Source organism: Streptomyces sp. NPDC034049 (genome assembly GCF_055575575.1).
Genome location: NZ_JBVISJ010000019.1, coordinates 41,030 through 65,344, shown reverse-complemented (window position 1 = coordinate 65,344; position 24,315 = coordinate 41,030). Strand labels below are relative to the sequence as shown.

Below are 24,315 nucleotides of genomic sequence, written 5' to 3'. Positions count from 1 at the left end.
GGGCCGCCGGCCCGAGTCGGCGGGGTGCCGGTCAGTCCTGGAGCCAGGGCGCCGGCATACCTCCGCGCTTCAGGGTGGTGAGGACGAGGGAGACGTCGATCGAGGCCACGTCGGGGAGCCATGGGGAGCGGGTGACGAAGTCGTGCAGGGCGTTCTCGTCGGGGAACGCGGTGAGGACGAGGAGTTGGCGTGCACCGGTGACGAAGCTGGCGTAGCGGACGTGGGCGGACTCGGCGAGGGCAGCGGTCACGGTGTCGACCCGGGCCGGTGGGGTGCGCACCCAGAGGACGGCCTCGACGGGCAGTCCGAGCACCGCGGGCTCGATCACGGCACGGATGCGGACCTTGCCCTCGCGCCGCAGCGCGCCGAGGCGTCGACGCGCCGTGGCCTCCGACACGCCCGAGACACGCGCGAGTTCGTCGTAGGTGCGGCGCCCGTCGTCGGCGAGGGCGTGCAGCAACAGGCGGTCGGCGCGCGAGAGTTCGGGGGGTGTCTCGCCGGCCGGCAGCGGATCGGTGACCGGGGCCGACCCGGCGTCGGCATGGTCGGAGCCCTTCAGGGCGGCGATCTCGGCCTCGGTGAGGAGGCCCGCGTGCCACTCCCGGATGGTGCGGACGTGGCGCAGGACGGGCAGCGTGCGGGTCTCCTCCACGCCCGGCAGACCGGCGAGTTCGTCCAGCACCAGTCCCGCCAGCCGTTCCCGGGGCCAGCGCAGTTCCGCGAGACAGTCCGGGGTGCCGGTGAGGACGTGGGCGAACACGCAGTCGGGCCTGCGGGCCAGCGCGGTGGCGGTGATCCGGGCGCGGCCGGGGGAGCAGCGGACGCCGACCACCACACTGCGGCCGCGCATCGCCATCGCCCCGATCCGTACGAGGCCGGACTCCAGGAGGCGGGTGCCGCGGCGGACGACGGTGCGTTCGGGCTCGCCGAGGGCCGCCGCGATGCGGTGCCAGGCGGCCCGGCCGTCGATCTGCAGCGCGCTGATGATGCGCCGGTCCAGTGAATCCGTCACGGGGCCGGTCCGCTGTGCGTCCATCGGCCCCAGAGTATGGCGGATTCCGTCAACTCCGCAGGGCTTCTTGTTCCCTTCCGTCGCCGTGGCCCAGCCTGCCGTGAAGATGAATCGCACGGTCCCGCACGGTCTCCCCGCCGTGCCGACCGCGCCCCCGTCCCCCTCCGCCCGCTCGAGCCGCACGCCCCCATGACCCCCGTGACTCCCCGATCTACGGAGATGGTCGACGTGACCGTGACTCCCGGCAGTCCCCCGCGTCCTCCGGCCGCCGGCACCGCCACGCCGGTGCCGCTCCGCCCGTCGGGTGCGCGGCGGGGCCGGCCGGCTCTCCTGGGCCCCGGGCTGGTGCTGGCGGCCGCCAGTGTGGGTGCCGGGGACATGGTGACGTCGCTCGCGGGCTCGGCCGGGTACGGGATGGCGCTGATGTGGGCCCTCGTCATCGGCGTCATCCTGAAGTACGCGCTCACCGAGGCGGTGGGACGGCTGTACCTGGCCACCGGGCAGACCGTGATCGCCGGCCTGAAGTCGGCCGCCCGCTGGCTCCCGGCGGCGTTCATGCTCTTCGTCCTGGTCATCGGGCTGCTGTACGGGGCGGCGCTCGGCTCGGTGGCGTCCCTGGCACTGTCCACGCTCTTCCCCGCGCTGCCCGTCAGGCCCGTGGCCGTCGCCGTCGCGCTCGCGGCGGCGGCGATCGTGCACCTCGGGCGGTACGCGGTGTTCGAGCGGGTGATGAGCGTCTTCATGATCGCCAAGTTCCTCGGCATGGCCGTCCTGGCGGTGATCACCCTCGCCAGGGCCGACGATCTGTCCGGCCTGCTCGGCACCCTGCGCCCGAGGCTGCCGGAGGGCGACGTGGTGACGGTGCTGGCGCTCGTCGGCGGCGTGGGCGGCACGGCCGGCATCGCCTCGTACGGCTACTGGGTGCGGGAGAAGGGCTGGGCGGGCCGGAGCCGGCTGCGGCTGATGCGTACGGACTCGGCGGTGAGTTACGGCGTCACCCTGCTGTTCGTGCTGTGCACGACGGTGGTGGGCACGGGCCTGCTGTACGGCACGGGCAGCAGCATCACCGGCGGCGACGGGCTGGCCGCGCTCGCCGATCCGCTCGGCGCCGACCTGGGGTCGGTGGCCCGGGTGCTGTTCCTGAGCACCTTCTTCCTGGTGACGCTGAGCGCGCTGGTCGGTGGCTTCAACGGTCTGTGCTACCTGCTGGCCGACTCGTTGCGGACGCTGCGCGGCGTCCCGGACGCCGAGGCGGAGCCGCACATCGCGCAGAACGGCCGCCCGTTCCGGCTGTTCCTCCTGTACTGCGCCGCCACCTCGGTCGCCGTCGTCTTCCTGGGCCGGCCGGTGCCCCTGGTGCTCACCTACGCGGCCGTCGGCTCACTGATCCTGCCGTTGCTCTCCGGCGCGCTGCTGGTGCTGCTCAACCGCCGGTGCGTGGCACCGGCGCTGCGCAACCGGACCATCTCGAACACGCTGCTGGGCGGTTCCTTCGTGCTCTTCGGAGTGCTCGCGGTCGTCCAGCTCAAGGAGTCCCTGGGAGGGGCGTGAACCACCTCGTGCGTCAACTCGTCGACCGGCCCGCCAAGTACCCCGTGAACCCGACGGGCGACGCGGACCCGTCGGACGACCTGTGCTTTCGGACCGCGTACGAACTCGCCGTCGCCCTGGCACGGCGCGAGATCTCGGCGCGGGAGGTGATGACGGCCCATCTGGAGCGGATCGAACGCGTCGATCCGGCGGTGAACGCGATCGTGACGCTGGTCGCCGACCGGGCGCTGGAGCAGGCGGCCGCGGCGGACGACCGGATGGCGGCCGGGGAGCCCGTCGGTCCGCTGCACGGGCTGCCGGTCGCCCACAAGGACCTGCACGACACGGCCGGCATCCGGACGACGTCCGGTTCACCGGTCTTCGCCGAGCGGGTGCCCGACCGTGACCATCTGGTCGTCGAGCGGCTGCGGAAGGCGGGCGCGATCACACTCGGGAAGACCAACGTCCCCGAACTGGGCCTGGGTTCGCACACCGTCAACCCCGTCTTCGGCGCCACCCGCAACCCCTACGACCTCTCCCGCAGCGCGGGTGGCAGCAGTGGTGGGGCGGCGGCGGCCCTGGCGTGCGGGATGCAGCCCGTCGCCGACGGCAGCGACACCGGCGGCTCGCTGCGCAACCCCGCCTCCTTCAACAACGTGGTCGGGTTGCGCCCGTCGCCGGGCCGGGTGCCGTCCTGGCCCGACAAGGCGCCCTGGGGGCAGCTGTCGGTGAAGGGGCCGATGGCCCGGACCGTGGCGGACGTCGCGCTGACCCTGTCGGTGCTGGCGGGCCCCGATCCGCGCGATCCGCGCTCCCTGCAGACACCCGGCTCCACCTTCGCCTGGCAGCTCGACGGCGATCTGCGGGGGTTGCGGGTCGCCTTCTCGCCCGACCTCGGTGGGGCCGTGCCCGTCGACCCGGAGGTGCGGGAGGCGCTGCGGCAGGCGCCGGAGGTGTTCGCCGCGCTGGGCTGCGAGGTCGAGGAGGCCTGCCCGGACCTCGGCGGCGCGGACGAGGTGTTCCTCGCCCAGCGCGCCTGGCAGGTGGAGCTGTCCTACGGGGCGCTGCTGGACGAGCACCGCGACCTCCTGGCCCCGGACGTCGTCTGGAACATCGAGGAGGGCCGCAGGCTCGGCGGCCCCGACCTCGGGCGGGCCCAGGTACTGCACGGCGCGCTCTTCCACCGGGTCCGCGAGTTCTTCGAGCGGTACGACCTGTTGCTGCTGCCGGTCAGCCAGGTCGCGCCCTTCGACATCGACCTGGCCTACCCGACGGTCGTGGACGGCACGCCGATGGAGACCTATCTCGACTGGATGCGCTCGGCGTATCTGATCTCCGTCACGGGCTGTCCCGCCCTGTCCGTCCCGGCCGGGTTCACTCCGGAGGGACTGCCCGTCGGGCTGCAGCTCGTCGGCCCGCACCGGCGGGACTGGTCGGTGCTGAAGGCCGGGTACGCCTTCGAGCGGGCGACGCGGGTCGGCGAGCGGCGGCCGCCGGTCGTGACGGGCGCCGGCTGAGTGCCCGACTGCCGCCGTCAGTGCGTGTGCTCGGCCGGCGGCTCCTCCGCCTGGCCCGGCGCCGCCTCCCCGGCATGGACCGTGAACGTCGCCGTGTGGACCTTGCCGTCGTGCTTGAAGTCGAGGAAGAGACGGTAGGTGCCGGCGCTGGGGGCGGTGGCCGTGAAGGAGATGTCCGGGCCGGGCTCGGTCGTGCCGTCGCCGGGCTCGCCGTTCGGATGGACGTGCAGGTAGGCGAGGTCGCCGGAGCGCAGGGCGACCAGGTGGCCGTACGCGCCCAGGTAGGGCTGGAGGTCGGTGACGGGCCTGCCGTCGCGGGAGACCTTCAGTTTCAGTTCACTCGCGGCGCCCGGGCGCAGGCCGCCGTCCAGTTCGACGTCGTAGCCGTTGACCTCGGCGGTGGTGTCCGGTGCCGGGAGCTTGTGCGGCTTGTACGTCCCCGAGGCCGCGAGGTCGGCGCCGAGGGTGAGGTTCTCGGCGTCCTCACCGGCGGGGGTGAAGTCGGCGAAGACGCGGTAATCGCCTGCCTCGGGCAGGTCGACGGGGGTGCTCCAGGTGCCGTCGGCGGCACGGGTGGGGTGCAGATGGCGGTAGGTGAGCAGGTCGCGTGAGGCGAGGATGAGGTGGAGTTCCTTGTCGTGCTCGCGCTGGTAGGCGGTGACGGCGCGTCCCCGCGCGTCCCGGATGACGAAGCGCAGGTCGGCGCGGTCTCCGGCGGTGACGCTCGGGGTGCGCAGGTCGAGGGTGTAGCCGCCCTCGGAGATCTGCAGTCCGCCGGCCGGGGCGGACGCGTGTGCGCCGGAGTCCTTGTCGGGGTCCGGTGGCTCCTCGGTGTGGTCGTCGTGGCGCGCGGGCTCGCTGCCGGAGGTGTCCGACGCGACGACGGGTTCGACGCCCTTGCCCACGCCGTAGGCGGCGCCGAACGTCGCGGCCAGCGCGGCGGCGAACGCGGTGATCCTCAGTCCGGTGTTCATGGCCGTCTCCTTCGCGGTCCGGGTCTTCATACAGCTCACCATACCCCCAGGGGGTATCTAGTCAAGCACTGCGAACGACTTGCCATAGGTACCCCCGAGGGGTATACAGGCAGTAGTGCGCAAGGATACCCCCGCCCTGTATCCGTGAAGATCGCCGCGAACGATCGACGAGGGAGCAGCCATGACCGTCACCAGGACCGGAACCGGAACCGCCGCGGAGGTGGAGCTGGCCATCGGCGGTATGACCTGCGCCTCCTGTGCCGCCCGCGTCGAGAAGAAGCTGAACCGCATGGAGGGCGTCACCGCGACGGTCAACTACGCCACCGAGAAGGCCAAGGTCAGCTACACCGACGAGGTCTCGGTGCGGGACCTGATCGCCACCGTGGAGGCGACCGGCTACACGGCACGCGAGCCCGCTCCGCCCACCCCGCCCGCCCGGGCCGTGCCCGACGGCCCCGACGGTTCCGACGGTTCCGACGGTTCCGACGGTTCCGACGAGGCGGCGGACGACGAGCTGCGGCCGCTCCGGCAGCGCCTGACCACCGCCGTGGTCCTGGCCGTCCCCGTCGTCGCGATGGCCATGATCCCCGCGCTGCAGTTCCAGTACTGGCAGTGGCTGTCCCTGACGCTTGCGGCGCCCGTGGTGACGTACGCGGGGTGGCCCTTCCACCGCGCCGCCTGGACGAACGCCCGGCACGGCGCCGCCACCATGGACACGCTCATCTCCATCGGCACCCTGGCCGCGTTCGGCTGGTCGCTGTGGGCGCTGTTCCTCGGCACGGCGGGCACGCCGGGCATGACGCACCCCTTCGAGCTGACCGTCGTCCGGGGTGACGGCGCCGGCTCGATCTATCTGGAGGCGGCGGCCGGGGTGACCGCCTTCATCCTCGCCGGGCGCTACTTCGAGGCACGCTCCAAGCGGAAGGCGGGCGCGGCCCTGCGGGCACTGCTGGAGCTGGGCGCGAAGGACGTCACCGTGCTCCCTGAGGCGGGCGGCGAACGCACGGTTCCCGTCGCCGAGTTGCGGGTCGGCGACCGCTTCCTGGTGCGTCCCGGCGAGAAGTTCGCCACCGACGGGGCCGTCGTCGAGGGCTCGTCCGCCGTGGACGCGTCCATGCTGACCGGCGAGTCCGTGCCCGTGGAGGTCACGGTCGGCGACACGGTCACCGGCGCCACCGTGAACGCGGGCGGGCGTCTCGTCGTCGAGGCCACCAGGATCGGCGCCGACACCCAACTGGCCCGGATGGCACAGCTGGTGGAGGACGCGCAGAACGGCAAGGCGTCCGCCCAGCGGCTCGCGGACCGGATCTCCGCCGTGTTCGTGCCGATCGTGATCGCCCTCGCCCTCGGCACCCTCGGCTTCTGGCTCGGCAACGGCGCCGGGCTCACGGCCGCGTTCACCGCGGCGGTCGCCGTCCTGATCATCGCCTGCCCCTGCGCCCTGGGGCTCGCCACGCCGACCGCACTGCTGGTCGGCACCGGGCGCGGCGCCCAGCTGGGCATCCTGATCAAGGGCCCGGAGGTGCTGGAGTCCACGCGCGCGGTCGACACCGTCGTCCTCGACAAGACCGGCACCGTCACCACCGGCCGGATGACCCTGCTGGCCGTGCGTCCCGCCGACGGCACCGACGAGACCGAAGTGCTGCGCCTGGCAGGCGCGTTGGAGCACGCCTCCGAGCACCCGGTCGCCCGTGCCGTCGCCGAGGGTGCCCTGGCCCGGCTCGGCTCGCTGCCCGCACCGGAGGACTTCGCGAACGTGCCCGGTCTCGGCGTGTGGGGTGTCGTGGACGGTCACGCGGTGCTCGTCGGCCGCGAACGGCTCCTCGCCGACCGGGCCATGGAACTGTCGGCGGACCTGCGGCGGGCGCGGGACCGGGCCGAGGCGGCCGGCCGCACGGCCGTCGTGGTCGCCTGGGACGGCGAGGCCCGCGCCGTCCTCGAAGTCGCCGACGCGGTGAAGGAGACCAGCGCCGAGGCGATCGTACGGCTGCGCGCGCTCGGTCTCACCCCGATCCTGCTGACCGGCGACAACCGGGCCGTGGCCGAGTCCGTCGCCCGCGAGGTCGGGATCGCGGCCGAGGACGTGATCGCGGAGGTGCTGCCGCAGCACAAGGTCGCCGTCGTCGAGCGGCTGCAGGCCGAGGGGCGTTCGGTGGCGATGGTCGGTGACGGTGTCAACGACGCGGCGGCCCTGGCCCAGGCCGACCTGGGGCTGGCCATGGGCACGGGCACGGACGCCGCCATCGAGGCCGGAGACCTGACTCTCGTACGAGGAGATCTGCGCGCGGCGGCCGACGCCGTCCGTCTCGCCCGCCGCACCCTCGGCACGATCCGGTCCAACCTGTTCTGGGCCTTCGCCTACAACGTGGCCGCCCTGCCGCTCGCGGCGGCCGGCCTGCTCAATCCGATGATCGCGGGGGCCGCCATGGCCTTCTCCTCGGTCTTCGTCGTCGGCAACTCCCTGCGGCTGCGGACGTTCCGGGCGGCCTACTGAATCAACCGGCCCGGGTCGCGGGGCCGTTCCCCACCGGGCCCCGGCCTCGGTGAATTGGTGACCTTCGCCAATTCACCGAAGCCGGGCCCAGCGGGGCGGCGGAGCGATTCGCCCCACCGCCCGCGGTCGTTCGACGAAAACACCGGCGAATTGCCGGTTCCAGTTCATCGGGGCCGGACATCCCGGAACTGTGCCGTAAATCACAGAGGCCGCGCTCGGGCGATCGCTTTTGAATACCGGCGCCCTTGGCGAATTCCCGACTCCGGTCGTCGGAAAGCCGTCAGGAACGTTGATCGAATTCGACGCGGACGATCACTGAGCGTGACGGCCGTCGAGCCGGGCGAGCAGCAGGTTCGGGTCCCGCAGGGTGAAGAAGGCGCCGCTCGGGACGTAGGCCGTCCGGTGGCGTACGACCACGGAGGTGGGGTTGGAGCTGCTCGGCATGGAGTGGGTGCGAGGTCGAATTAGCTCGATCGTGCGAGGGTCGGCTTTCGGGCTTGCGGTGCGTTGGGCTGTTTGGATTAGCGCGATTGTGCGACCTGGGACACCGGGTACGGCGTCAGCGTGCGGAGGCCCTGTTCCACCAGAGGATGGAGCAGGGCCTCCCCGTCGCCTCTGGCCGTGTCCACCTGGCCAGGTCGCGTAGGGAACCGGCCTCCCGGGCCAGGACCACGCACAGGATGCGTGTCGCCACCCGGGGTCGAGTACGCCGGGGGCCAGCTCGCCCAAGACCGTTCGGGGCGCACGGCTGAACGGACTCACTCCCGCTCAGCCCACAGGAACGGTTGGAGAGTCCGTCGTCCTGGGTGAGGACGACGGTGTGGGTGCCGTCCGGGCGGACGAGGGCGACCTCGTTGCTGAAGATCAGGGCGGCGAGAACGGTGTCGCCGTGCCCGGCGAAGGCGAAGTCGTCGACTCCGCCGAGTCCCGTCGCCCTGGTCTGATCCTGCCCGCCGAGCCGTCCCGGCGGGCGGGGACGCGCAGCGGCGTCTGCCGGTCCGAGTTGGAGCTGCGGGTTCGGCTCGGCGGGCGGGGTGGCGAGGACACGGGTGTGCCCCTGCTTGGTGATGTGGACGACCTGGCGGGCGGCAGAGAAGGTCAGGTCGGCGGAGCCGTCGGGTTCGAGGGCGATGTTCTCCGGTGTCTGGCCCCGGGTGACGTCGAAGTGGGCGACGACACGCGGACGGGACACGGTCGGTTCGCCGTCCGGCGGGGGTGCCGCGGCGAGCAGGGCGACGGCGGCGGTGACCGCCGCGACGACGGGCGACGGGCGACGGGCGACGGGCGACGGGCGACGGGCGACGGGCGACGGGCGAAGACGGGGCATCGATCTCTCCTCGGGCAGGGGGCCTGGACGCCGCGGGGGCGACGCCACCGGCCATGGCGGCACCACCGGCCATGGCGGCGCCACACGACCATGACGGCGCGTCCGCCGACGTCGACGGGAGTCATGGCCGGGCATTCGCCCGCACGGCGCAGGGCATGCGCCCGGTCGAGTCCCCACGCCTCCCCACGAGCCGGCATGGCACGGCCCGGCGCCGGGCTCTCGTACGGCAGGACGCCGGCCCGCCTCGGCGCCTCTCGAACGACAGGACGCCGGTCGGCCTCGGCGCGTCTCGAACGACAGGGCGCCCCCAGATCCGGGCTTCTCACGCGGGAGCCGCCGCCCCGCGCCGCGCGCCGCGAGTCCAGCCGTCGGCCCTGCGTGACGGCTGCCCTCCCCCCACCTGCGACTCCCGCCACCTGCGGCTCCCGCCCCGAGCGGCGGAACCTTGCCCCCGCCTCGGCCCCCACTTAGCCTGGTTTTGTGCCGCGAATAAACAAAACCCGATCGCACACCGTCGTGCCGGGCCACCCCGCCGACCCCTCGCACCTCCGAACCCTCCGTATCGCCATCACCGCCTTCTTCGCCCTCGACGGCTTCGTCTTCGCCGGCTGGGTGGTCAGGATCCCCGCGATCAAGGAGCAGACCGGCGCCTCGCCCGGCGCCCTGGGGCTCGCCCTGCTGGGTGTGTCCGCCGGAGCGGTGGTCACGATGATGCTCACCGGCCGCCTCTGCCGCCGCTTCGGCAGCCACCCGGTGACGGTCGCCTGCGCCGTGCTGCTGTGCCTCAGCGTGGCCCTGCCGCCGCTCACCCACTCCGCGCTCGCCCTGGGCGCGGTACTCCTGGTGTTCGGCGCGGCCTTCGGCGGGATCAACGTCGCCTTCAACAGCGCCGCGGTGGACCTGGTCGCCGCGCTGGGGCGGCCCATCATGCCCGGTTTCCATGCCGCGTTCAGCCTCGGCGGCATGGTCGGGGCGGGGCTCGGCAGCCTCGTCGCGGGCTCGCTCTCCCCGACCCGCCATCTGCTCGGCATCACCTTGATCGGCCTCCTGGTGACCGCCCTCGCCGCGCCCGCCCTGCTGCGCCACGGACCCCCGCCGCCCCTCGACCGCGCCCCCGGGCCCACCCCGGAGACCGGCGGCCCGCGATCCCCCGCCGCCACCGACGCCGACCCCGATTCCGCCCCCGCGCCCACCTCCGGCCCCGCAACCGCACCCGCACCCGGCCGCCTGGACAGCCGTACACGCGCTCTGGTGGTCGTCCTCGGCCTGATCGCCGGCTGCACGGCGTACGGCGAGGGGGCGCTGGCCGACTGGGGCGCCCTGCACCTGGAGGCGGACCTGGACGCCTCACCCGGCATCGCGGCGATCGGTTACTCGTGTTTCGCGCTCGCCATGACGGTCGGCCGGCTGACCGGAACGACCCTGCTCGAACGCCTGGGCAGGACCACGGTGCTCGTGGCCGGCGGGGCCACCGCGACGGCCGGCATGCTGCTCGGCTCCCTCGCCCCCTCGGTCTGGGCGACCCTGCTCGGCTTCGCGATCACCGGTCTCGGCCTCGCCAACATCTTCCCGGTGGCCATCGAACGGGCCGGCGCCCTGGCCGGTCCGGGCGGTGTCGCGACCGCCTCCACACTCGGCTATCTCGGCATGCTCCTCGGCCCGCCCGCGATCGGTTTCATGGCCGAGTGGTTCTCCCTGCCCACCGCGCTCACCAGCGTCGCGGTACTCGCCGCGTTCGCCTCCGTCATCGCCTTCGCCACCCGTCACTCAGCCGCCAAATGACCACTCACCGTTGCCTCTTGACCCCTCGCGGTGCAGGAAGTCAGCCCTCCGAGAACATGAGGCAACCAATCAGTCGTTCGATTCGTATAACTCCCTGGAGACACTGCGACCCGGCCGAACAGAGTGCGGCCGGAGCGTCACCATCCGTTTTTCCGGATGGTCCCGAACAAGGAGAAACGATGCGACTGTTCGTGCTCAACTACGCTCGCTCCGCTGAGCAGTTGGAGTTCAGCGCTCCGTACACCTACGACTCCGGGCTGCAGTTGAACGTGCTCGCCGATGGTCGGATAGCCGCTCACGACCAGGGCCTTATGCGGGAATTGGGGGCGACGACGTCCACCGCCGGTTCGAAGACCCATTTCGACGACTGAACGCGGACCGGCGACGATGACGGTGCTGATCCTCACCAGTGAACAGGATGTGACGGCGGACCTGGTGGTGGCTCAACTGAACAGGACCGGTGTCCCGGTGGTCCGCCTGGACCCCGCCGACCTGCCCGGCGGGGTGTCTCTCTCCGGGGAGTACGTCCACGGTGCCTTCCGCGGCCACCTGTCCGCCGGCGGGCGCCTGGTGAGCATGAGCGGACTGCGCTCCGTGTGGCTGCGGCGGCCGGGGATTCCGGCCAGCCGCGTGGGCGAGCCGTCCGCCTGGCTGACCGAGGAGTCCTCGCAGGCGCTGTACGGCATGCTGCGCGGCACGGGCGCCCGCTGGATGAACGACCCGGACGCGGCCCGGCGGGCCCGCCACAAGCCGTGGCAGCTCCGGCACGCCCAACGCTGCGGGCTCCCCGTACCGGCCACGCTCATCACCACGTTCCCGCAGGCCGCCCGGGAGTTCGCCGAGCGCTTCCCGGATCTGGTGGTGAAGCCGGTCTCCGGCACCCATCCGCAGGAGCCGGCCCGCACGGTCCCCACGAGCCGTGTCGCGCCCGGCACCGACTTCACCGCCGTGGCCTTCGGGCCGACGCTGCTGCAGCGCCGGATCGCCAAGGCGGCGGACATCCGGCTCACCGCCGTCGGTGACCGCATGCTGGCCGCCCGCAAGGCGGTCGCCCCGGACGCGCACCCCGACGAGGTCGATGTCCGCTTCGCCCCCTCCACCGCGCCCTGGCAGCCGGTGGAGGTCCCGGCACGCACCGCCGCCGCGGTGCGCGCCTATCTGCGGGACGCCGAACTCGCCTACGGTGCCTTCGACTTCGCGGAGGACGCGGACGGGACGTGGTGGTTCCTGGAGTGCAACCAGTCCGGTCAGTTCGGGTTCGTGGAGATGGACACCGGCCAGCCGATCGCCCACAGCGTCGCCGAGTGGCTGGCCGCGGGGGAACCGGGGGCCGGCGCGCGCCGCCCCGACCGGATCCGCGCGGCCCCCTGACGCCACCGGTGGCTTCGCCGCGCCCGGAGCGCCCGCCCGACCGGGGCGGGCGCGGGCGTATCCGCGTACGGCGCTCGGGTCGGCCGGATGCGTCCGCCCGTACGGGCGCCCCCGGCACGCCCTGTCCGGCAGACTCTTCCCATGGAGATCGCTGAGCACATCAGAGCCCTGGACGAGGAAGGCCGGCTGCTCGCCACGGCCGCCAGGAAGGCCGGTACGGACGCCGAGGTGCCGACCTGTCCGTCGTGGCGGGTGCGAGACCTGGTACGCCACACGGGAGCGGTGCACCGCTGGGCCACGGCCTTCGTCGCCGAGGGACACCGCTCGCCCCGGCCGCCCGCGGACGTGCCGGAAGAACTGGACGGTGACGCCCTGCTGACCTGGTTCGAGGACGGTCACCGGCGCCTCCTCGACACCCTGCGCGCCGCCCCCGCCGACCTCGACTGCTGGAGCTTTTTGCCCGCCCCCTCCCCCCGGGCCTTCTGGGCCCGCCGCCAGGCCCACGAGACGGCCGTGCACCGCGCCGACGCGGAGTCCGCGCTCGGCGCCGCGTCCGGCACCCTCACCACGGGCCTCGCCTCGGATTTCGCCCCTGACTTCGCCCCTGACTTCGCCCCTGACTTCGCCGTCGACGGCATCGACGAACTGCTGCTCGGCTTCCACTCCCGCCCCAGAAGCCGGGTGCGCACCGCGACGCCACGTGTCCTGCGGGTCCGCGCGACCGACACGGACGCCGCCTGGACCGTACGGCTGTCGGCCGAACCCCCGGCGGCGGAACGCGCGGACCCGGCACAGGCTCCGGACGCCGACTGCGAGATCACGGGCCCGGCGCCCCAGTTGTACCTGGCCCTGTGGAACCGGCTCCCGTTCCCCGCCGTCACCGGCGACCCCGCCCTCGCCGAGCTGTGGCGGGAGACCTCGGGCATCTGAGACGGGGCCGGCGGGCGCGCCGTCCTTCTTGTCCGAGAGGCCCTACGCCCCCACACTCGGTCCATGGGGAGACGGACGCAGGCCGAACGGGACGCGATGACGACGGAGATCGGGTTCGCGCTCTTCGCGGGGGCGGCGATGGCGGGCGCGGCCTATTTCGGCGTGACCGAGTTCCTACCGGACGTCGTCGGCTCCCTGCGCGGCCGGGCGGACCTGCTCCGCCACCTCGCGGCCTCCACCACCGTGGTGGTGTTCGTCGTGGTCGTCTCGATCGTGCTGACCCGCTTCAGGCGTGCCCTGCGAGCGGGTCGGCAGGCTCCCGAGCCGCCCGGCGAACCGGCAGCGGCTCAGCCCAGCCAGCCCGGCCGCACCAACCCGGACTCGTAGGCGAGGACGACGAGTTGGGCGCGGTCGCGGGCGCCCAGCTTCACCATCGTGCGGCTGACGTGCGTCTTGGCCGTGAGCGGACTGACGACGAGCCGGCGGGCGATCTCCTCGTTGGTGAGACCGATACCGACCAGAGCCATCACCTCCCGTTCCCGCTCGGTCAGTCCGTCGAGCGAGGAGAGGGCCGAGGGCTCCTTGGAGCGGGCGGCGAACTCGGCGATCAGCCGCCGGGTCACACCGGGCGACAGCAGCGCGTCGCCCTCGACCACCGCCCGTACCGCGCGCACGAGTTCCTCGGGTTCGGTGTCCTTGACCAGGAACCCGGACGCGCCGGAACGGATGGCCTCGAAGACGTACTCGTCGAGTTCGAAGGTGGTCAGCATGACGACCTTCACCCCGGCGAGGCCGGGGGCGTCGGTGATGCGCCGCGTCGCGGCGAGCCCGTCGAGCAGGGGCATGCGGATGTCCATCAGGACGACGTCGGGGCGCAGTTCACGCACGCCGCGCAGTGCCTCCTCGCCGTCGGCGGCCTCCCCGGCCACCTCGATGTCGGGCTGCGCGTCGAGCAACGCCCTGAACCCGGCCCTCACCAGAGCCTGGTCGTCGGCCAGCAGTACGCGGATCACCGGTCCTCCTCGACCTCACGGGACGCCCGCACCGGCAGTACGGCGAGCACCCGGAACCCCCCGTCGGCGCGCGGGCCCGCCTCGATCGTGCCACCGAGCGCGGCGGCCCGCTCCCGCATCCCGACGAGTCCGTTGCCACCGCCGCCCGCCTCCGCGGAGGTCGCGGGCCCGTCGTCGTCGATCCGCAGCCGCAGTGCGCGACGGTCACGGTCGAGGTCGAGGACCACCCGCGCATGCCGCGATCCCGAGTGCCGTACGACGTTGGTGAGGGCCTCCTGGACGATGCGGAAGGCGGCGAGATCGGTGCCCGGCGGCAGGTCCGGCCGCTCGCCCTCGACCGCGACGGTCAGGCCCGCGCCGGCCGCCTGCTCGACGAGTTCGGTGAGCCGGTCGAGGCCCGGGGCCGGGGCGCGCGGGGCGTCGCCGGGTGTCCGGAGCGTGTCGAGCACCTGGCGGACCTCCCCCAGGGCCTCCTTGCTCGCCGCCTTGATGGTGCCGAGGGCGGTGCGGGCCTGCTCCGGGTCGGAGTCGAGGAGCGCCAGCCCCACGCCCGCCTGGACGTTGATCACCGAGATGCTGTGGGCGAGGACGTCGTGCAGTTCACGGGCGATCCGCAGCCGTTCCTCGTCGGCCCGCCGCCGGGCGGCCCGGACGCGTTCGGCCCGCTCCCGGACCCACTGCTCGCGCCGGGTCCGGGCCAGCTCGGAGAGCGCGACGATCGCCACGCCCCAGGCCACGACGACGATCTCCTGTCCCCAGCTCGCGGCGTCGTCCCCGTCGGGCGGCAGCCACCGGTACAGCCGGTGCGCCACCAGGACGTGCCCGGCCCAGAGCGCGCCCATCGCCGTCCAGGCGGCCCGGCGGTGCCCGGCCACGATCGCGCTGAAGCAGCCGACGGCCACGGTGAGGAACACCGGCCCGTACGGATACCCGGCGCCCAGGTACACCATGGCGGTCGCGGCCGTCCCGAACGCGACGAGCACCGGGTGCCGCCACCGCCACAGCAGCATCACGGTGCCCAGCAGCAGCAGGACGTGCGCGAAGGGGTCGAGCGCGGCGCGTTCGCCCTGCTGGAGCTCGGCGGCCGCGGCGGAGCCGACCATGACGACGACGGTGAGCGCGAGGGTGGAGCGCCATGGCAGGCGGGAGCGCGTCTCGTCGCCGTCCGCCCGGTTCCACCACGGGGGCCCGCCCCCGTACCACCGTCGCCGTGCCGACCCGAGGCCGGCCGTGTCCACACCCTGCGCCGCCATACCGGCCACGCTAGACGCCGCCCACCGGGCACGACGTCGGCCGAGCGAGGTGGTCCCGGCTACTCCCCGCGAAGTACGCCCGTCAGTCCCACGTGGTGGGCGAGCCCGTGCGCTGCGTGGCGGAAGAACACCTCGCGGTTCTCGACCACCCTGTTGAACTGCCCGAACACCTCGAAGTTGACCAGTCCGAACAACTGGGCCCACGCCGCGACCAGTCCCGCGACCGCCTCCGGCGGCAGATCGGGCGCGAAGTCCTCGGCCATCCGCAGGGCCTCGGGCCGCAGCTCGGCCGGCAGCTCCCACCCGGTCACCCCGTCGGCCCGATGCGCCTCTCGCACGATCCGAACGAGCACCAACCCCGCCCGGGAGGCTGCCGGCACCGTCGCGTCGGGCGCGGTGTACCCCGGCACGGGAGAGCCGTAGATCAACGCGTACTCGTGCGGTCGCGCCAGCGCCCACTCCCGCACCCCCTCGCACACCGCGACCCACTGCCCGGCCGGGCTCTCCCCGGCGGCCCTCGCATGCGCGGCCTCGGCCGCCTCCCCCAGCGAGTCGAACGCGTCGATGATCAGCGCGGTGAGCAGGTCGTCCCGGCTCGGGAAGTAGCGGTAGAGCGCGGAGGAGACCATGCCGAGCTCACGTGCCACGGCCCGCAGCGACAGCTTGGCGGCGCCCTCGGCGGCGAGCTGTCTGCGTGCCTCGTCCTTGATGGCGGCGGTGACCTCGATCCGGGCGCGGGCGCGAACCCCTCGTGCGGTGCTCATTCCAGCAGTGTGCCACAGAGGCAGAGCACTGCACACAAACGAGAGCACTGCTCTTGCCATGGAGCACCGTTCTCATGCAGACTGCTCACGAACGAGAGCACCGCTCTCTGAAGGGATCGCGCCAAGCCGCGCTCCCCCACCCACGGGAGGAACCCCATGTCGTCGTCGCACTACATCAGGACCAACCCCGTCGACCGCGTGTTCAACGGCTTCGTCGGCTGGCTCGCCCGGCGGGGCGTCAGCCTCCTCGGCACGGCCGAACTCTCGGTGCGCGGCCGCCGCAGCGGCGAATGGCGTCGGCTGCCGGTCAACCCGCTGCCGTTCGAGGGCGGTCCCTACCTGGTCTCGGCGCGCGGCCACTCCGAGTGGGTGCGCAACATGCGGGCGGCGGGCGGTGGACGGCTGCGGGTGGGCCGCCGGGTGCAGGAGTTCACGGCGGTCGAGCTGCCCGACGAGGAGAAGCCCGTCGTGCTGCGCACCTACCTGAAGAAGTGGGGCTGGGAGGTGGGCCGGTTCTTCGACATCACCGCCGACTCCACCGACGCCGAACTGCTCGCCGCCGCACCGAAGCACCCCGTCTTCCGGATCACCGTCCAGCGGTGACCGGCGGGGTGCCGGCAGCGGCGCGGGCCTCCTCGCCGAAGGCGAGGGCCTGTTCACCGAAGGCGCGCGCCTACTTGTCGAACGCGGTCAGCGCGCGCTGGGCGATCGGGTGGTTGCGGACGATCTCGCCCAGGGAGGTCGACCCGCGCGTGATGTCCACGAAGGCCCGCCAGGCGGGCCGGAATCCGGTGAGCGCCGCGTGGAAGAGCCCCGGCCGCCGCTCGAAGGCGATGAGCAGCCGCTTGCCGACGCTCATCTCGACCCCGAGCCCCGCCTTCACGGCGAACGCGTAGTTCAGGGCCTGGCGGCGGGTGTCCACCGCGTCGTGCGCCTCGGCGATCCGCACCGCCCACTCCCCCGCGAGCCGCCCCGAGCGCAGCGCGAAGGAGATGCCCTCCCGGGTCCACGGCTCCAACAGGCCTGCCGCGTCCCCGCAGACCAGCACCCGGCCCCGGGAGAGTGGCGAGTCGTCGGCACGGCAGCGCGTCAAGTGCCCGGAGGAGACGCTCGGTTCGAAGCCGGCGAGGCCGAGCCGCCCGATGAAGTCCTCCAGGTACCGCTTGGTGGCGGCGCCTTCGCCGCGCGCGGAGATGACCCCCACGGTGAGCGTGTCGCCCTTGGGGAACACCCACCCGTAACTGCCGGGCATGGGGCCCCAGTCGATGAGGACGCGCCCCTTCCAGTCCTCGGCGACCGTCTCCGGGACGGGGATCTCCGCCTCCAGGCCGAGGTCGACCTGTTCGAGCTTCACCCCGACATGCGCCCCTATGCGGCTGGCGCTGCCGTCCGCGCCGACGACCGCCCGCGCGAACAGCGTCTCCCCGCCCTGGAGGACGACGGCGACCGTACGCCGGTCGGGCACCGCCGAGCCGTGCTGCTCGACGCGGGTGACCGTGACGCCGGTGCGCAGTTCGGCGCCCGCCTTCTGCGCGTGCTCGACGAGTTGCTGGTCGAACTCGGGCCGGTTGATCAGCCCGAACAGCATCTGTTTCGACTTGCGCGTCCGGGCGTAGCGGCCGTCGAGGGAGAAGGTGACCGCGTGCACCCGGTCCTTGAAGGGCAGTTCGAAGCCGGGCGGCAGCGCGTCGCGCGAGGGGCCGATGATGCCGCCGCCGCACGTCTTGTAGCGCGGCAGCTCCGCCTTCTCCAGCAGCAGGACGCTGCGTCCCGCGACCGCCGCCGCGTAGGCGGCCGAAGCCCCTGCGGGGCCCGCGCCCACCACGACGACGTCCCACACCCGCTGCTCGTCGTCCGCCGAAGAGTTCTCGCTGCTCACGATGGTCTACTGCTCCCGATCCAGCCGCCTGCCGCACCTGTCCCACGCATCCTACGGCGGGTGACGGCCAGGGCCCTTCCGAGTCCGCTGTGGGAGGATCGGCAGCGCATGCGCCCTACACCGACACACCGGGCAGAGGCGTGTGCGACCCCGTACCCAGAAGGACAACGTCGCACCCACCAGGAGCGTGCCCATGCCGTCGAACCCGGTCGCCGAGACCGTCGCCTCGCTGCTTCCCCGGGCGAAGGAGGAGCTCACCGAACTGGTGGCCTTCAAGTCGGTGGCGGACTTCGACCAGTTCCCGAGGAGCGAGAGCGAGGGCGCCGCGCGCTGGATCGCCGACGCGCTGCGCGCCGAGGGCTTCGAGGACGTGGCCCTGCTGGACACCCCCGACGGCACGCAGTCCGTGTACGGCTGCCTCCCGGGACCCGAGGGCGCGAAGACGGTCCTCCTGTACGCCCACTACGACGTCCAGCCGCCGCTCGACGAGGCCGCGTGGGGGTCGCCGCCGTTCGAGCTGACCGAGCGCGACGGCCGCTGGTACGGGCGGGGCGCGGCCGACTGCAAGGGCGGCGTGATCATGCACCTGCTGGCACTGCGGGCCCTCAAGGCGAACGGTGGGGTGCCGGTCACCGTCAAGGTGATCGTCGAGGGCTCCGAGGAGATGGGCACCGGCGGCCTCCAGCAGTACGCCGAGGCGCACCCCGACCTGCTCGCCGCCGACACCGTCGTCATCGGCGACGCGGGCAACTTCCGCGTGGGCCTGCCCACGGTCACCTCCTCCCTGCGCGGCATGATCCTCATGCGGGTGCGGGTCGACGCCCTCGAAGGCAATCTGCACTCGGGCCAGTTCGGCGGCGCGGCCCCCGACGCGCTGGCCGCGCTGATCCGCGTCCTGGACTCCCTGCGCGACGAGGACGGTACGACGACCGTCGACGGACTCGCGAGTGACGGGACGTGGGACGGCCTGCAGTACGCAGACGCCCAGTTCCGCGAGGACGCCAAGGTGCTCGACGGGGTGGAACTCGTCGGCGCCGACACGGTCGCCGACCGCATCTGGGCCCGTCCCGCCGCCACCGTGCTGGGCATCGACGCCCCGCCCGTGGTCGGCGCGACCCCGTCGATCCAGGCGAGCGCCCGCGCCCTGATCGGGCTGCGCGTCCCGCCGGGCGTGGACGTCCAGCAGGCGATCAAGCTGCTCGAGGCCCACGTCGTGGCGCACACCCCGTGGGGCGCGCGGGTGAGCTGCGAACTCATCGGCCACGGGCAGGCGTTCCGCGCCGACACCTCCAGCCCGGCGTACGAGGCGATGGCCGCGGCGATGGCCGTCGCCTATCCGGGCCAGGAGATGCAGTACGCGGGCCACGGCGGCTCCATCCCCCTCTGCAACGCCCTCGCCGCGCTCTACCCCGAGGCCGAGATCCTCCTCATCGGCCTCAGCGAGCCCGAGGCCCGGATCCACGCGGTCAACGAGAGCGTGTCCCCGGAGGAGTTGGAGCGCATGTCGGTGACGGAGGCGTTGTTCCTGCGGAACTACGCAAGCAGCTGAGCGAACCCGCGCCCCGAAAGGGGCGCGGGGAACTGCGCGGGCAATCACAGCCCACCCGCACCCGCCTCACAACCGACCCCGAAACGGCGGCGGCGCGAAGAGTCACCCCCTACACAGGAACCCCGGCCTCCAGGTACAGCGCGGCGCCCCGCTCCCGAGCCCGCAACGCCCACCGCAACCGCTCGTACCGCACCGGCGGCAGCAGATCCGCGGCCTCCTCCTCCGTGACGAACCTCCAGTCACGCAGCTCGGGCCCGGGCAGCACGGGCCGCTGCGCACCGGTGACGTCCAGCCGGCCCCCGTCGAACAGCAGCCGCAGCCCGCCGTACCGCGGCGACACCGGCGCCTCCCAGTCGACGACCAGCAGCCGGGGCACCTCACCGAGCCGTATCCCGATCTCCTCCAGCACCTCCCGCACACCCGCCCGCGCCGGTGCCTCCCCGGGCTCGACGACCCCTCCGGGGAACTCCCACCCGGGCTTGTAGGTCGGATCGACGAGCAGGACCCGGTCCTCCTCGTCGAACAACAGGACCCCCGCGGCGACCGTCTCGGCGGTCGGCTCGGGGGTCTGCACGATGTCGCACACGGGTACGCCGTCGGTGGCCACGGCGTCGGCGATACGCCGCGCGGTCTCGTACGGGGTGAGGGCACCGGTGTCGACGAGGTGGGCGTCCGTGGTGAGCCAGCCGCTCAGCGCCGCGCGGTACGGCGCGATGTGGTCGTACGCCCATTGACGCAGCCGCATCTCGCCGTCGGGGAGGTCGGGCGGAATCTCCCGCTCGGCTATTCGCTCGCGCAGTATCGTTTCGGCCGGGGCCAGGAGCAGATGCCGTACGGGGATGCGGCGGGAGGCGAGGCCGCCGAAGATCTCGTCGCGGTACTCCTGGCGGAGCAGGGTCATGGGGACCACGAGGGTGCCGCCCAGCTCGGCGAGCAGCGCGGCGGCGGTGTCCACCACCAGCCGTCGCCAGCTCGGCAGGTCCTGGAAGTCGCCGACCTCGGCGAGGCGTTTGGCCGGCAGCATGTGTGTCAGTGCGCCGCCGATGACCTCGGGGTCGAAGAGCGTGCTGTTCGGGATCAGTTCGATCAGTTCCCGTGCGGTGGTGGTCTTCCCCGCACCGAACGCACCGTTGATCCAGACGATCACGGTTCCCCCTCTTCTGTTGGCCCCCTGAGGCTTGCCCTCCACTCCGCCACGGAAACCAGCCGCTGATGAGGAGCCGAAATACGCCGACGGCGGGCCCCCACGGAATGGGGCCCGCCGTCGGTGGCAGGCGGGAGGACGGACCGAGAGTCCGCCTCACGCCACGAGGCCGTCAGCCTTCCTTGCCGCTCTTGCCGCTCTTGCCGCTCTTGCCCTCCTGGTCCGCCAGGCCCCCCAGGGCGTCGTCGTCGACCGCCAGGCTGTCGCTGGCGACCGTCTTGCCGACCTCGCCGAGCGTGCCCTCGACATCCAGTTTGCTCAGTCCGTCGGCCTTCCCGAGGGCGTCGGCGGCTTCGAGCCCGTGCGACGGCGTGATGGCCGCGACGACGAAACCGGTGGCGAGGGAGGCGATGGCGAGCATGCTGCGCTTCTTCATGCCCCCCTCAACTGCGGAAGCCCCTCGGGGGTCACGCCCGGTTTTCACGGCCCTCGACGAGCGGACCGCCCTCCCACACCCACGCCACAACCGGCACGCGGCACGACCGACGCCCCGGTCCGGCCCGAAGCGGCACGGCCCGAAGCGGCCGAACGTGAGCCGCGCCGGAGCGAGGGCGGCGCGGCGAGGGCGGTACGGCACGCCCCGCCGCCCCGCCGCCGCGTCATCCCACAGGCGCCCCCACCCGTCAGCCCCCGCCTCCTCGGCCCCGCCCTGTCGTCAGCCCCGCCCCCTCAGCGCCGCCGCGGCCGCCCCGACCAGGCCCGCGTCGGTGCCCATTTCGGCGGCGGCGACGGTCAGGTCCTGGACGAAGGAGAGCGTGGCGTAGTTCTTGAGGGCGGTGCGGAGGGGGGCGAAGAGGACGTCGCCGGCGTTCGCGACGCCGCCGCCGATGACCGCGAGGTCGATCTCCACGAGGGTGGCGGTCGCCGCGATCCCGGCCGCGAGGGCCTGCGCGGCGCGTTCGAAGGAGGCCACGGCGATCGGGTCACCGGACCGCGCGGCGGCGGCGACCGCCGCCGCGGAGGTGTCCCCGTCGGACCCGGGCCGCCAGCCGTTCTCCAGGGCGCGGCGGGCGATGTTGGGCCCACTGGCGATGCGCTCGACACAGCCGCGGGCACCGCACGGGCACGCGTCCCCGTCGAGGTCGACACTGATGTGGCCGATGTGTCCGGCGTTCCCGGTGGGCCCCGCGTGCAGCCTCCCGCCGAGGACGAGGCCACCGCCGACGCCCGTCGACACGACCATGCACAGCGCGTTGTCATGGCCGCGCGCGGCGCCCTGCCAGTGCTCGGCCGCCGTGATGGCCACGCCGTCGCCTATCAGATCGACGGGCAGACCGCCGGTCACGGCCCGGACCCGCTCGACGAGGGGAAAGCCGCGCCAGCCGTGGATGTTCACCGGGCTCACCGTGCCGGCGGAGGCGTCCACCGGCCCCGCGCTGCCGATCCCGACGGCCGTGGCCCCGCTCCACAGCGGGTCGGCGCCCAGTTCGCCGAACACCTCCTCGACGGCCCGCATCACGGTCTCCCCGTCCTCCCGCGCGGGCGTCGGGCGCTGCGCGCGCACCAGGATCCGGCCGTGGCCGTCCACCAGCGCCCCGGCGATCTTGGTGCCGCCTATGTCGAGCGCGGCCACGAGGTCGGTCTGCATCAGTGTCAGTTCTCCCGCTGCGAGTCTCCTACCGGGCGCCCGAATCCCGCGACACCCGGATCTCCGACCGGAAACCGGCAGCACGACGCTCGCCTGGTGGGGGGCGCCGGCCGGAGAATGCGACAGACAGTCTCTCCCGGCTGTGACAACGTTGTCCAGGCTCTATGCTCGACGGCACATCCTCAACAGTCGCAGCATTTCCCCACAGCACACACCCCGCACCACCCACAGCACCCGCTACCGCGACCCCGACCCCGACCGCGTTCATGGACGACAGGACAGGACACCGCACCGTGCCCGAGACCGCCGCCGGCTTCGCCCGCCGCCCCGAGAACCGCTACGGCAACCGTCCCACGATGAAGGACGTCGCCGCCCGGGCCGGGGTGGGCCTGAAGACGGTCTCGCGGGTGGTGAACGGCGAGCCGGGCGTCACCCCGGACACCGAGCGCCGGGTCCAGGAGGCGATCGAGGCGCTCGGCTTCCGGCGCAACGACAGCGCGCGGGTGCTGCGCAAGGGCCGTACGGCGAGCATCGGCCTGGTCCTGGAGGACCTCGCCGACCCGTTCTACGGCCCGCTCAGCCGGGCGGTGGAGGAGGTCTCCCGCGCCCACGGCTCACTGCTGATCAACGGCTCCAGCGCGGAGGACCCGGACCGCGAGCAGGAGTTGGCGCTGGCGCTGTGCGCCCGCCGCGTGGACGGGCTGGTGATCATTCCGGCCGGTGACGACCACCGGTATCTGGAGCCCGAGATCAGGGCGGGGGTCGCCACGGTGTTCGTGGACCGTCCCGCCGGACGGATCGACGCCGACGTGGTGCTCTCGGACAGCTTCGGCGGAGCCCGTGACGGTGTCGCCCACCTCATCGTCCACGGCCACCGCCGGATCGGTTTCATCGGCGACATGCCCCGCATCCACACCGCCGCCGAGCGGCTGCGCGGCTACCGGGCGGCCATGGAGGACGCGGGCATACCCGTCGAGGACGCGTGGATGTCGCTGGGCGTCACCGATCCCGAGCGGGTCCGCAGGGCGGCCGAGGACATGCTGTCGGGCCCGGACCCCGTCACGGCGGTCTTCGCGGGCAACAACCGGGTGACGGTCACGGTCGTACGGGTCCTCGCCGAGCACCCGCGTGCGGTCGCCCTCGTCGGTTTCGACGACTTCGAGCTGGCCGATCTGCTCCGGCCGGGCATCACCGTCGTCGCCCAGGACCCCGCCCGGCTCGGCCGTACCGCCGCCGAACGCCTCTTCCAGCAGTTGGACGGCTCCCTCGTCACCCCCGAGCGCATCGAGCTGCCGACCCGGCTGATCGCCCGCGGCTCGGGCGAACTCCCGCCCGCGGACTGACCCTTGGACGCCCCCGACCCCCGTACCCTCGAAGCCCTCGGCCTGGCCGTCGCGCCGCGCGAGGAGCCGCTGAGCTACCCCGGCGCGTGGCCCTCCGAGTCCGCCCTGCTGGACGGCAACCGGCTGCTGCCCCTGGACACGCTCGTCTTCGAGGACCGCTCGCCCGTGCTCTCCGTCGGCTCCAACGCCTGCCCGGCGCAGCTGGTCCACAAGATGGCTGAGCGCGGCGTCGAGTGCCGGATCCCCATGGTCAGGGCCAGGGTCACGGGCATCGGGATCGGCGTCTCCGCCCATGTGAGCCTGCTCGGCTACCTCTCGGCGTCGCCGTACCACTCCCCCGGCTCCACCGCCGACCTGTTCCTCACCTGGCTCGACGAGGTCCAGCTCGCCGTGGTCGACGCCAGCGAGGGCGTCGACTCGCCGACCGGCAACTTCCAGCGGGCCGCCCTGCCCGCCGCCGACTTCCCCGTCGAGCTGGAGTCGGGTCAGGTCCTCGACCACGCCTGGATCTACGTCAACCGCTGGGGCGTGCTGCGCGACGGCGGCCCCGACCCTCGCCCCCACCCCGGCCGTCAGCGCCCGCTGCTCACCGAACTCCTCGCCGAGTCAGCCGAGTTGCGCGAACTGTTCGGCACCACGCCCGACGAGTTCTCCGCCCGGGCGCGCGGCAACCGGGAACTGTGCGCCCGGGGCAGGGAGTTGTTCGCCGCGCGGCGGTGGACCACGGTGTCGGGTCTGGAGGGTTACGTACGGCCGCATCCGGGGGCCCGGGGCCGGCCGTGACG

23 protein-coding genes are annotated in these 24,315 nt (G+C 73.2%); 12 read left to right on the top strand and 11 right to left on the bottom strand.

Going from position 1 to position 24,315, the window contains the following annotated elements:
* Window positions 1-31 precede the first annotated feature (31 nt).
* A complete protein-coding gene (locus ACZ52C_RS36935) occupies window positions 32-1,036 on the bottom strand; it encodes an Lrp/AsnC family transcriptional regulator (RefSeq protein ID WP_469078902.1) in 1,005 nt (334 codons plus the stop codon).
* A gap of 195 nt (window positions 1,037-1,231) precedes the next feature.
* Between ACZ52C_RS36935 and ACZ52C_RS36930 the strand changes: the two genes are divergently transcribed.
* Both ACZ52C_RS36930 and ACZ52C_RS36925 read left to right on the top strand, forming a co-directional pair.
* Window positions 1,232-2,563, top strand: a complete 1,332-nt coding sequence (locus ACZ52C_RS36930) for an Nramp family divalent metal transporter (RefSeq protein WP_469078983.1) — start codon at window positions 1,232-1,234, stop codon at window positions 2,561-2,563.
* Entirely contained in the window at window positions 2,560-4,059 is a 1,500-nt protein-coding gene (locus ACZ52C_RS36925) for an amidase (protein ID WP_469078901.1), read from the top strand. The genes ACZ52C_RS36930 and ACZ52C_RS36925 overlap by 4 nt, the downstream gene beginning before the upstream one ends.
* Window positions 4,060-4,076: 17 nt before the next feature.
* Here the strand turns inward: ACZ52C_RS36925 and ACZ52C_RS36920 are convergent, their stop codons facing one another.
* Window positions 4,077-5,033, bottom strand: coding sequence for a hypothetical protein (locus ACZ52C_RS36920; RefSeq protein WP_469078982.1), 957 nt, complete (start codon window positions 5,031-5,033; stop codon window positions 4,077-4,079).
* Window positions 5,034-5,214: 181 nt separating this feature from the next.
* On the opposite strand from ACZ52C_RS36920, the gene ACZ52C_RS36915 reads away from it, so the two are divergent.
* Window positions 5,215-7,527, top strand: a complete 2,313-nt coding sequence (locus ACZ52C_RS36915) for a heavy metal translocating P-type ATPase (protein WP_469078900.1) — start codon at window positions 5,215-5,217, stop codon at window positions 7,525-7,527.
* A gap of 312 nt (window positions 7,528-7,839) precedes the next feature.
* On the opposite strand, the gene ACZ52C_RS36910 is transcribed toward ACZ52C_RS36915, so the two are convergent.
* Window positions 7,840-7,971, bottom strand: coding sequence for a hypothetical protein (locus ACZ52C_RS36910; RefSeq protein ID WP_469078899.1), 132 nt, complete (start codon window positions 7,969-7,971; stop codon window positions 7,840-7,842).
* A gap of 115 nt (window positions 7,972-8,086) precedes the next feature.
* The gene (locus tag ACZ52C_RS36905; RefSeq protein WP_469078898.1) at window positions 8,087-8,854 is read right to left on the bottom strand and encodes a hypothetical protein; all 768 of its coding nucleotides are present in this window, start codon (window positions 8,852-8,854) and stop codon (window positions 8,087-8,089) included.
* Between the two features lie 516 nt (window positions 8,855-9,370).
* Between ACZ52C_RS36905 and ACZ52C_RS36900 the strand changes: the two genes are divergently transcribed.
* The 5 genes from ACZ52C_RS36900 (at window position 9,371) to ACZ52C_RS36880 (ending at window position 13,324) form a co-directional block, all read left to right on the top strand.
* On the top strand, window positions 9,371-10,636 hold the full coding sequence (locus ACZ52C_RS36900; protein WP_469078897.1) for an MFS transporter: 1,266 nt from the start codon (window positions 9,371-9,373) through the stop codon (window positions 10,634-10,636).
* Between the two features lie 179 nt (window positions 10,637-10,815).
* Window positions 10,816-11,007, top strand: a complete 192-nt coding sequence (tgmA, locus tag ACZ52C_RS36895) for a putative ATP-grasp-modified RiPP (RefSeq protein ID WP_033525738.1) — start codon at window positions 10,816-10,818, stop codon at window positions 11,005-11,007.
* Window positions 11,008-11,023: 16 nt separating this feature from the next.
* Window positions 11,024-12,007 carry an ATP-grasp ribosomal peptide maturase gene (gene tgmB, locus ACZ52C_RS36890; protein ID WP_469078896.1) on the top strand — a complete coding sequence of 328 codons (984 nt, stop codon included), beginning with the start codon at window positions 11,024-11,026 and terminating at the stop codon, window positions 12,005-12,007.
* 141 nt (window positions 12,008-12,148) lie between these two features.
* Window positions 12,149-12,937 (top strand): maleylpyruvate isomerase family mycothiol-dependent enzyme, encoded by a 789-nt coding sequence (locus tag ACZ52C_RS36885; protein WP_469078895.1) that lies wholly within the window; start codon window positions 12,149-12,151, stop codon window positions 12,935-12,937.
* Window positions 12,938-13,000: 63 nt separating this feature from the next.
* Window positions 13,001-13,324 (top strand): DUF6332 family protein, encoded by a 324-nt coding sequence (locus tag ACZ52C_RS36880; protein ID WP_469078894.1) that lies wholly within the window; start codon window positions 13,001-13,003, stop codon window positions 13,322-13,324.
* Here the strand turns inward: ACZ52C_RS36880 and ACZ52C_RS36875 are convergent.
* Genes ACZ52C_RS36875 through ACZ52C_RS36865 form a run of 3 tightly spaced genes read right to left on the bottom strand, consistent with a single transcriptional unit; the run spans window position 13,285 to window position 15,967 of the window.
* Window positions 13,285-13,950 (bottom strand): response regulator, encoded by a 666-nt coding sequence (locus ACZ52C_RS36875; RefSeq protein ID WP_469078893.1) that lies wholly within the window; start codon window positions 13,948-13,950, stop codon window positions 13,285-13,287. The genes ACZ52C_RS36880 and ACZ52C_RS36875 overlap by 40 nt on opposite strands.
* The gene (locus tag ACZ52C_RS36870) at window positions 13,947-15,203 is read right to left on the bottom strand and encodes a sensor histidine kinase (protein WP_469078892.1); all 1,257 of its coding nucleotides are present in this window, start codon (window positions 15,201-15,203) and stop codon (window positions 13,947-13,949) included. Before ACZ52C_RS36870 ends, ACZ52C_RS36875 begins: the two co-directional genes overlap by 4 nt.
* Before the next feature lie 59 nt (window positions 15,204-15,262).
* Window positions 15,263-15,967 carry a TetR/AcrR family transcriptional regulator gene (locus ACZ52C_RS36865; RefSeq protein WP_469078891.1) on the bottom strand — a complete coding sequence of 235 codons (705 nt, stop codon included), beginning with the start codon at window positions 15,965-15,967 and terminating at the stop codon, window positions 15,263-15,265.
* A 156-nt stretch (window positions 15,968-16,123) separates the two neighbouring features.
* Between ACZ52C_RS36865 and ACZ52C_RS36860 the strand changes: the two genes are divergently transcribed.
* Window positions 16,124-16,570 (top strand): nitroreductase family deazaflavin-dependent oxidoreductase, encoded by a 447-nt coding sequence (locus ACZ52C_RS36860; protein WP_469078890.1) that lies wholly within the window; start codon window positions 16,124-16,126, stop codon window positions 16,568-16,570.
* Between the two features lie 70 nt (window positions 16,571-16,640).
* Here ACZ52C_RS36860 and ACZ52C_RS36855 read toward each other — a convergent pair whose 3' ends face one another.
* Window positions 16,641-17,846: a geranylgeranyl reductase family protein gene (locus ACZ52C_RS36855; protein WP_469078889.1), complete on the bottom strand. Its 1,206-nt coding sequence runs from the start codon at window positions 17,844-17,846 to the stop codon at window positions 16,641-16,643.
* A 193-nt stretch (window positions 17,847-18,039) separates the two neighbouring features.
* Here ACZ52C_RS36855 and ACZ52C_RS36850 point away from each other — a divergent pair, with 193 nt between their 5' ends.
* Window positions 18,040-19,395, top strand: a complete 1,356-nt coding sequence (locus ACZ52C_RS36850) for a M20/M25/M40 family metallo-hydrolase (protein WP_469078888.1) — start codon at window positions 18,040-18,042, stop codon at window positions 19,393-19,395.
* 109 nt (window positions 19,396-19,504) lie between these two features.
* Here the strand turns inward: ACZ52C_RS36850 and ACZ52C_RS36845 are convergent, their stop codons facing one another.
* From ACZ52C_RS36845 to ACZ52C_RS36835, 3 genes are all read right to left on the bottom strand, one after another.
* The gene (locus ACZ52C_RS36845) at window positions 19,505-20,542 is read right to left on the bottom strand and encodes an NUDIX hydrolase (protein WP_086784317.1); all 1,038 of its coding nucleotides are present in this window, start codon (window positions 20,540-20,542) and stop codon (window positions 19,505-19,507) included.
* A 169-nt stretch (window positions 20,543-20,711) separates the two neighbouring features.
* On the bottom strand, window positions 20,712-20,975 hold the full coding sequence (locus ACZ52C_RS36840) for a hypothetical protein (RefSeq protein ID WP_469078887.1): 264 nt from the start codon (window positions 20,973-20,975) through the stop codon (window positions 20,712-20,714).
* Between the two features lie 279 nt (window positions 20,976-21,254).
* Window positions 21,255-22,187 (bottom strand): ROK family protein, encoded by a 933-nt coding sequence (locus ACZ52C_RS36835; RefSeq protein WP_469078886.1) that lies wholly within the window; start codon window positions 22,185-22,187, stop codon window positions 21,255-21,257.
* Window positions 22,188-22,453: 266 nt separating this feature from the next.
* Between ACZ52C_RS36835 and ACZ52C_RS36830 the strand changes: the two genes are divergently transcribed.
* Both ACZ52C_RS36830 and ACZ52C_RS36825 read left to right on the top strand, forming a co-directional pair.
* Entirely contained in the window at window positions 22,454-23,530 is a 1,077-nt protein-coding gene (locus ACZ52C_RS36830) for a LacI family DNA-binding transcriptional regulator (protein ID WP_469078885.1), read from the top strand.
* A gap of 3 nt (window positions 23,531-23,533) precedes the next feature.
* On the top strand, window positions 23,534-24,313 hold the full coding sequence (locus tag ACZ52C_RS36825; protein WP_469078884.1) for a hypothetical protein: 780 nt from the start codon (window positions 23,534-23,536) through the stop codon (window positions 24,311-24,313).
* The last annotated feature ends 2 nt before the right edge of the window (window positions 24,314-24,315 follow it).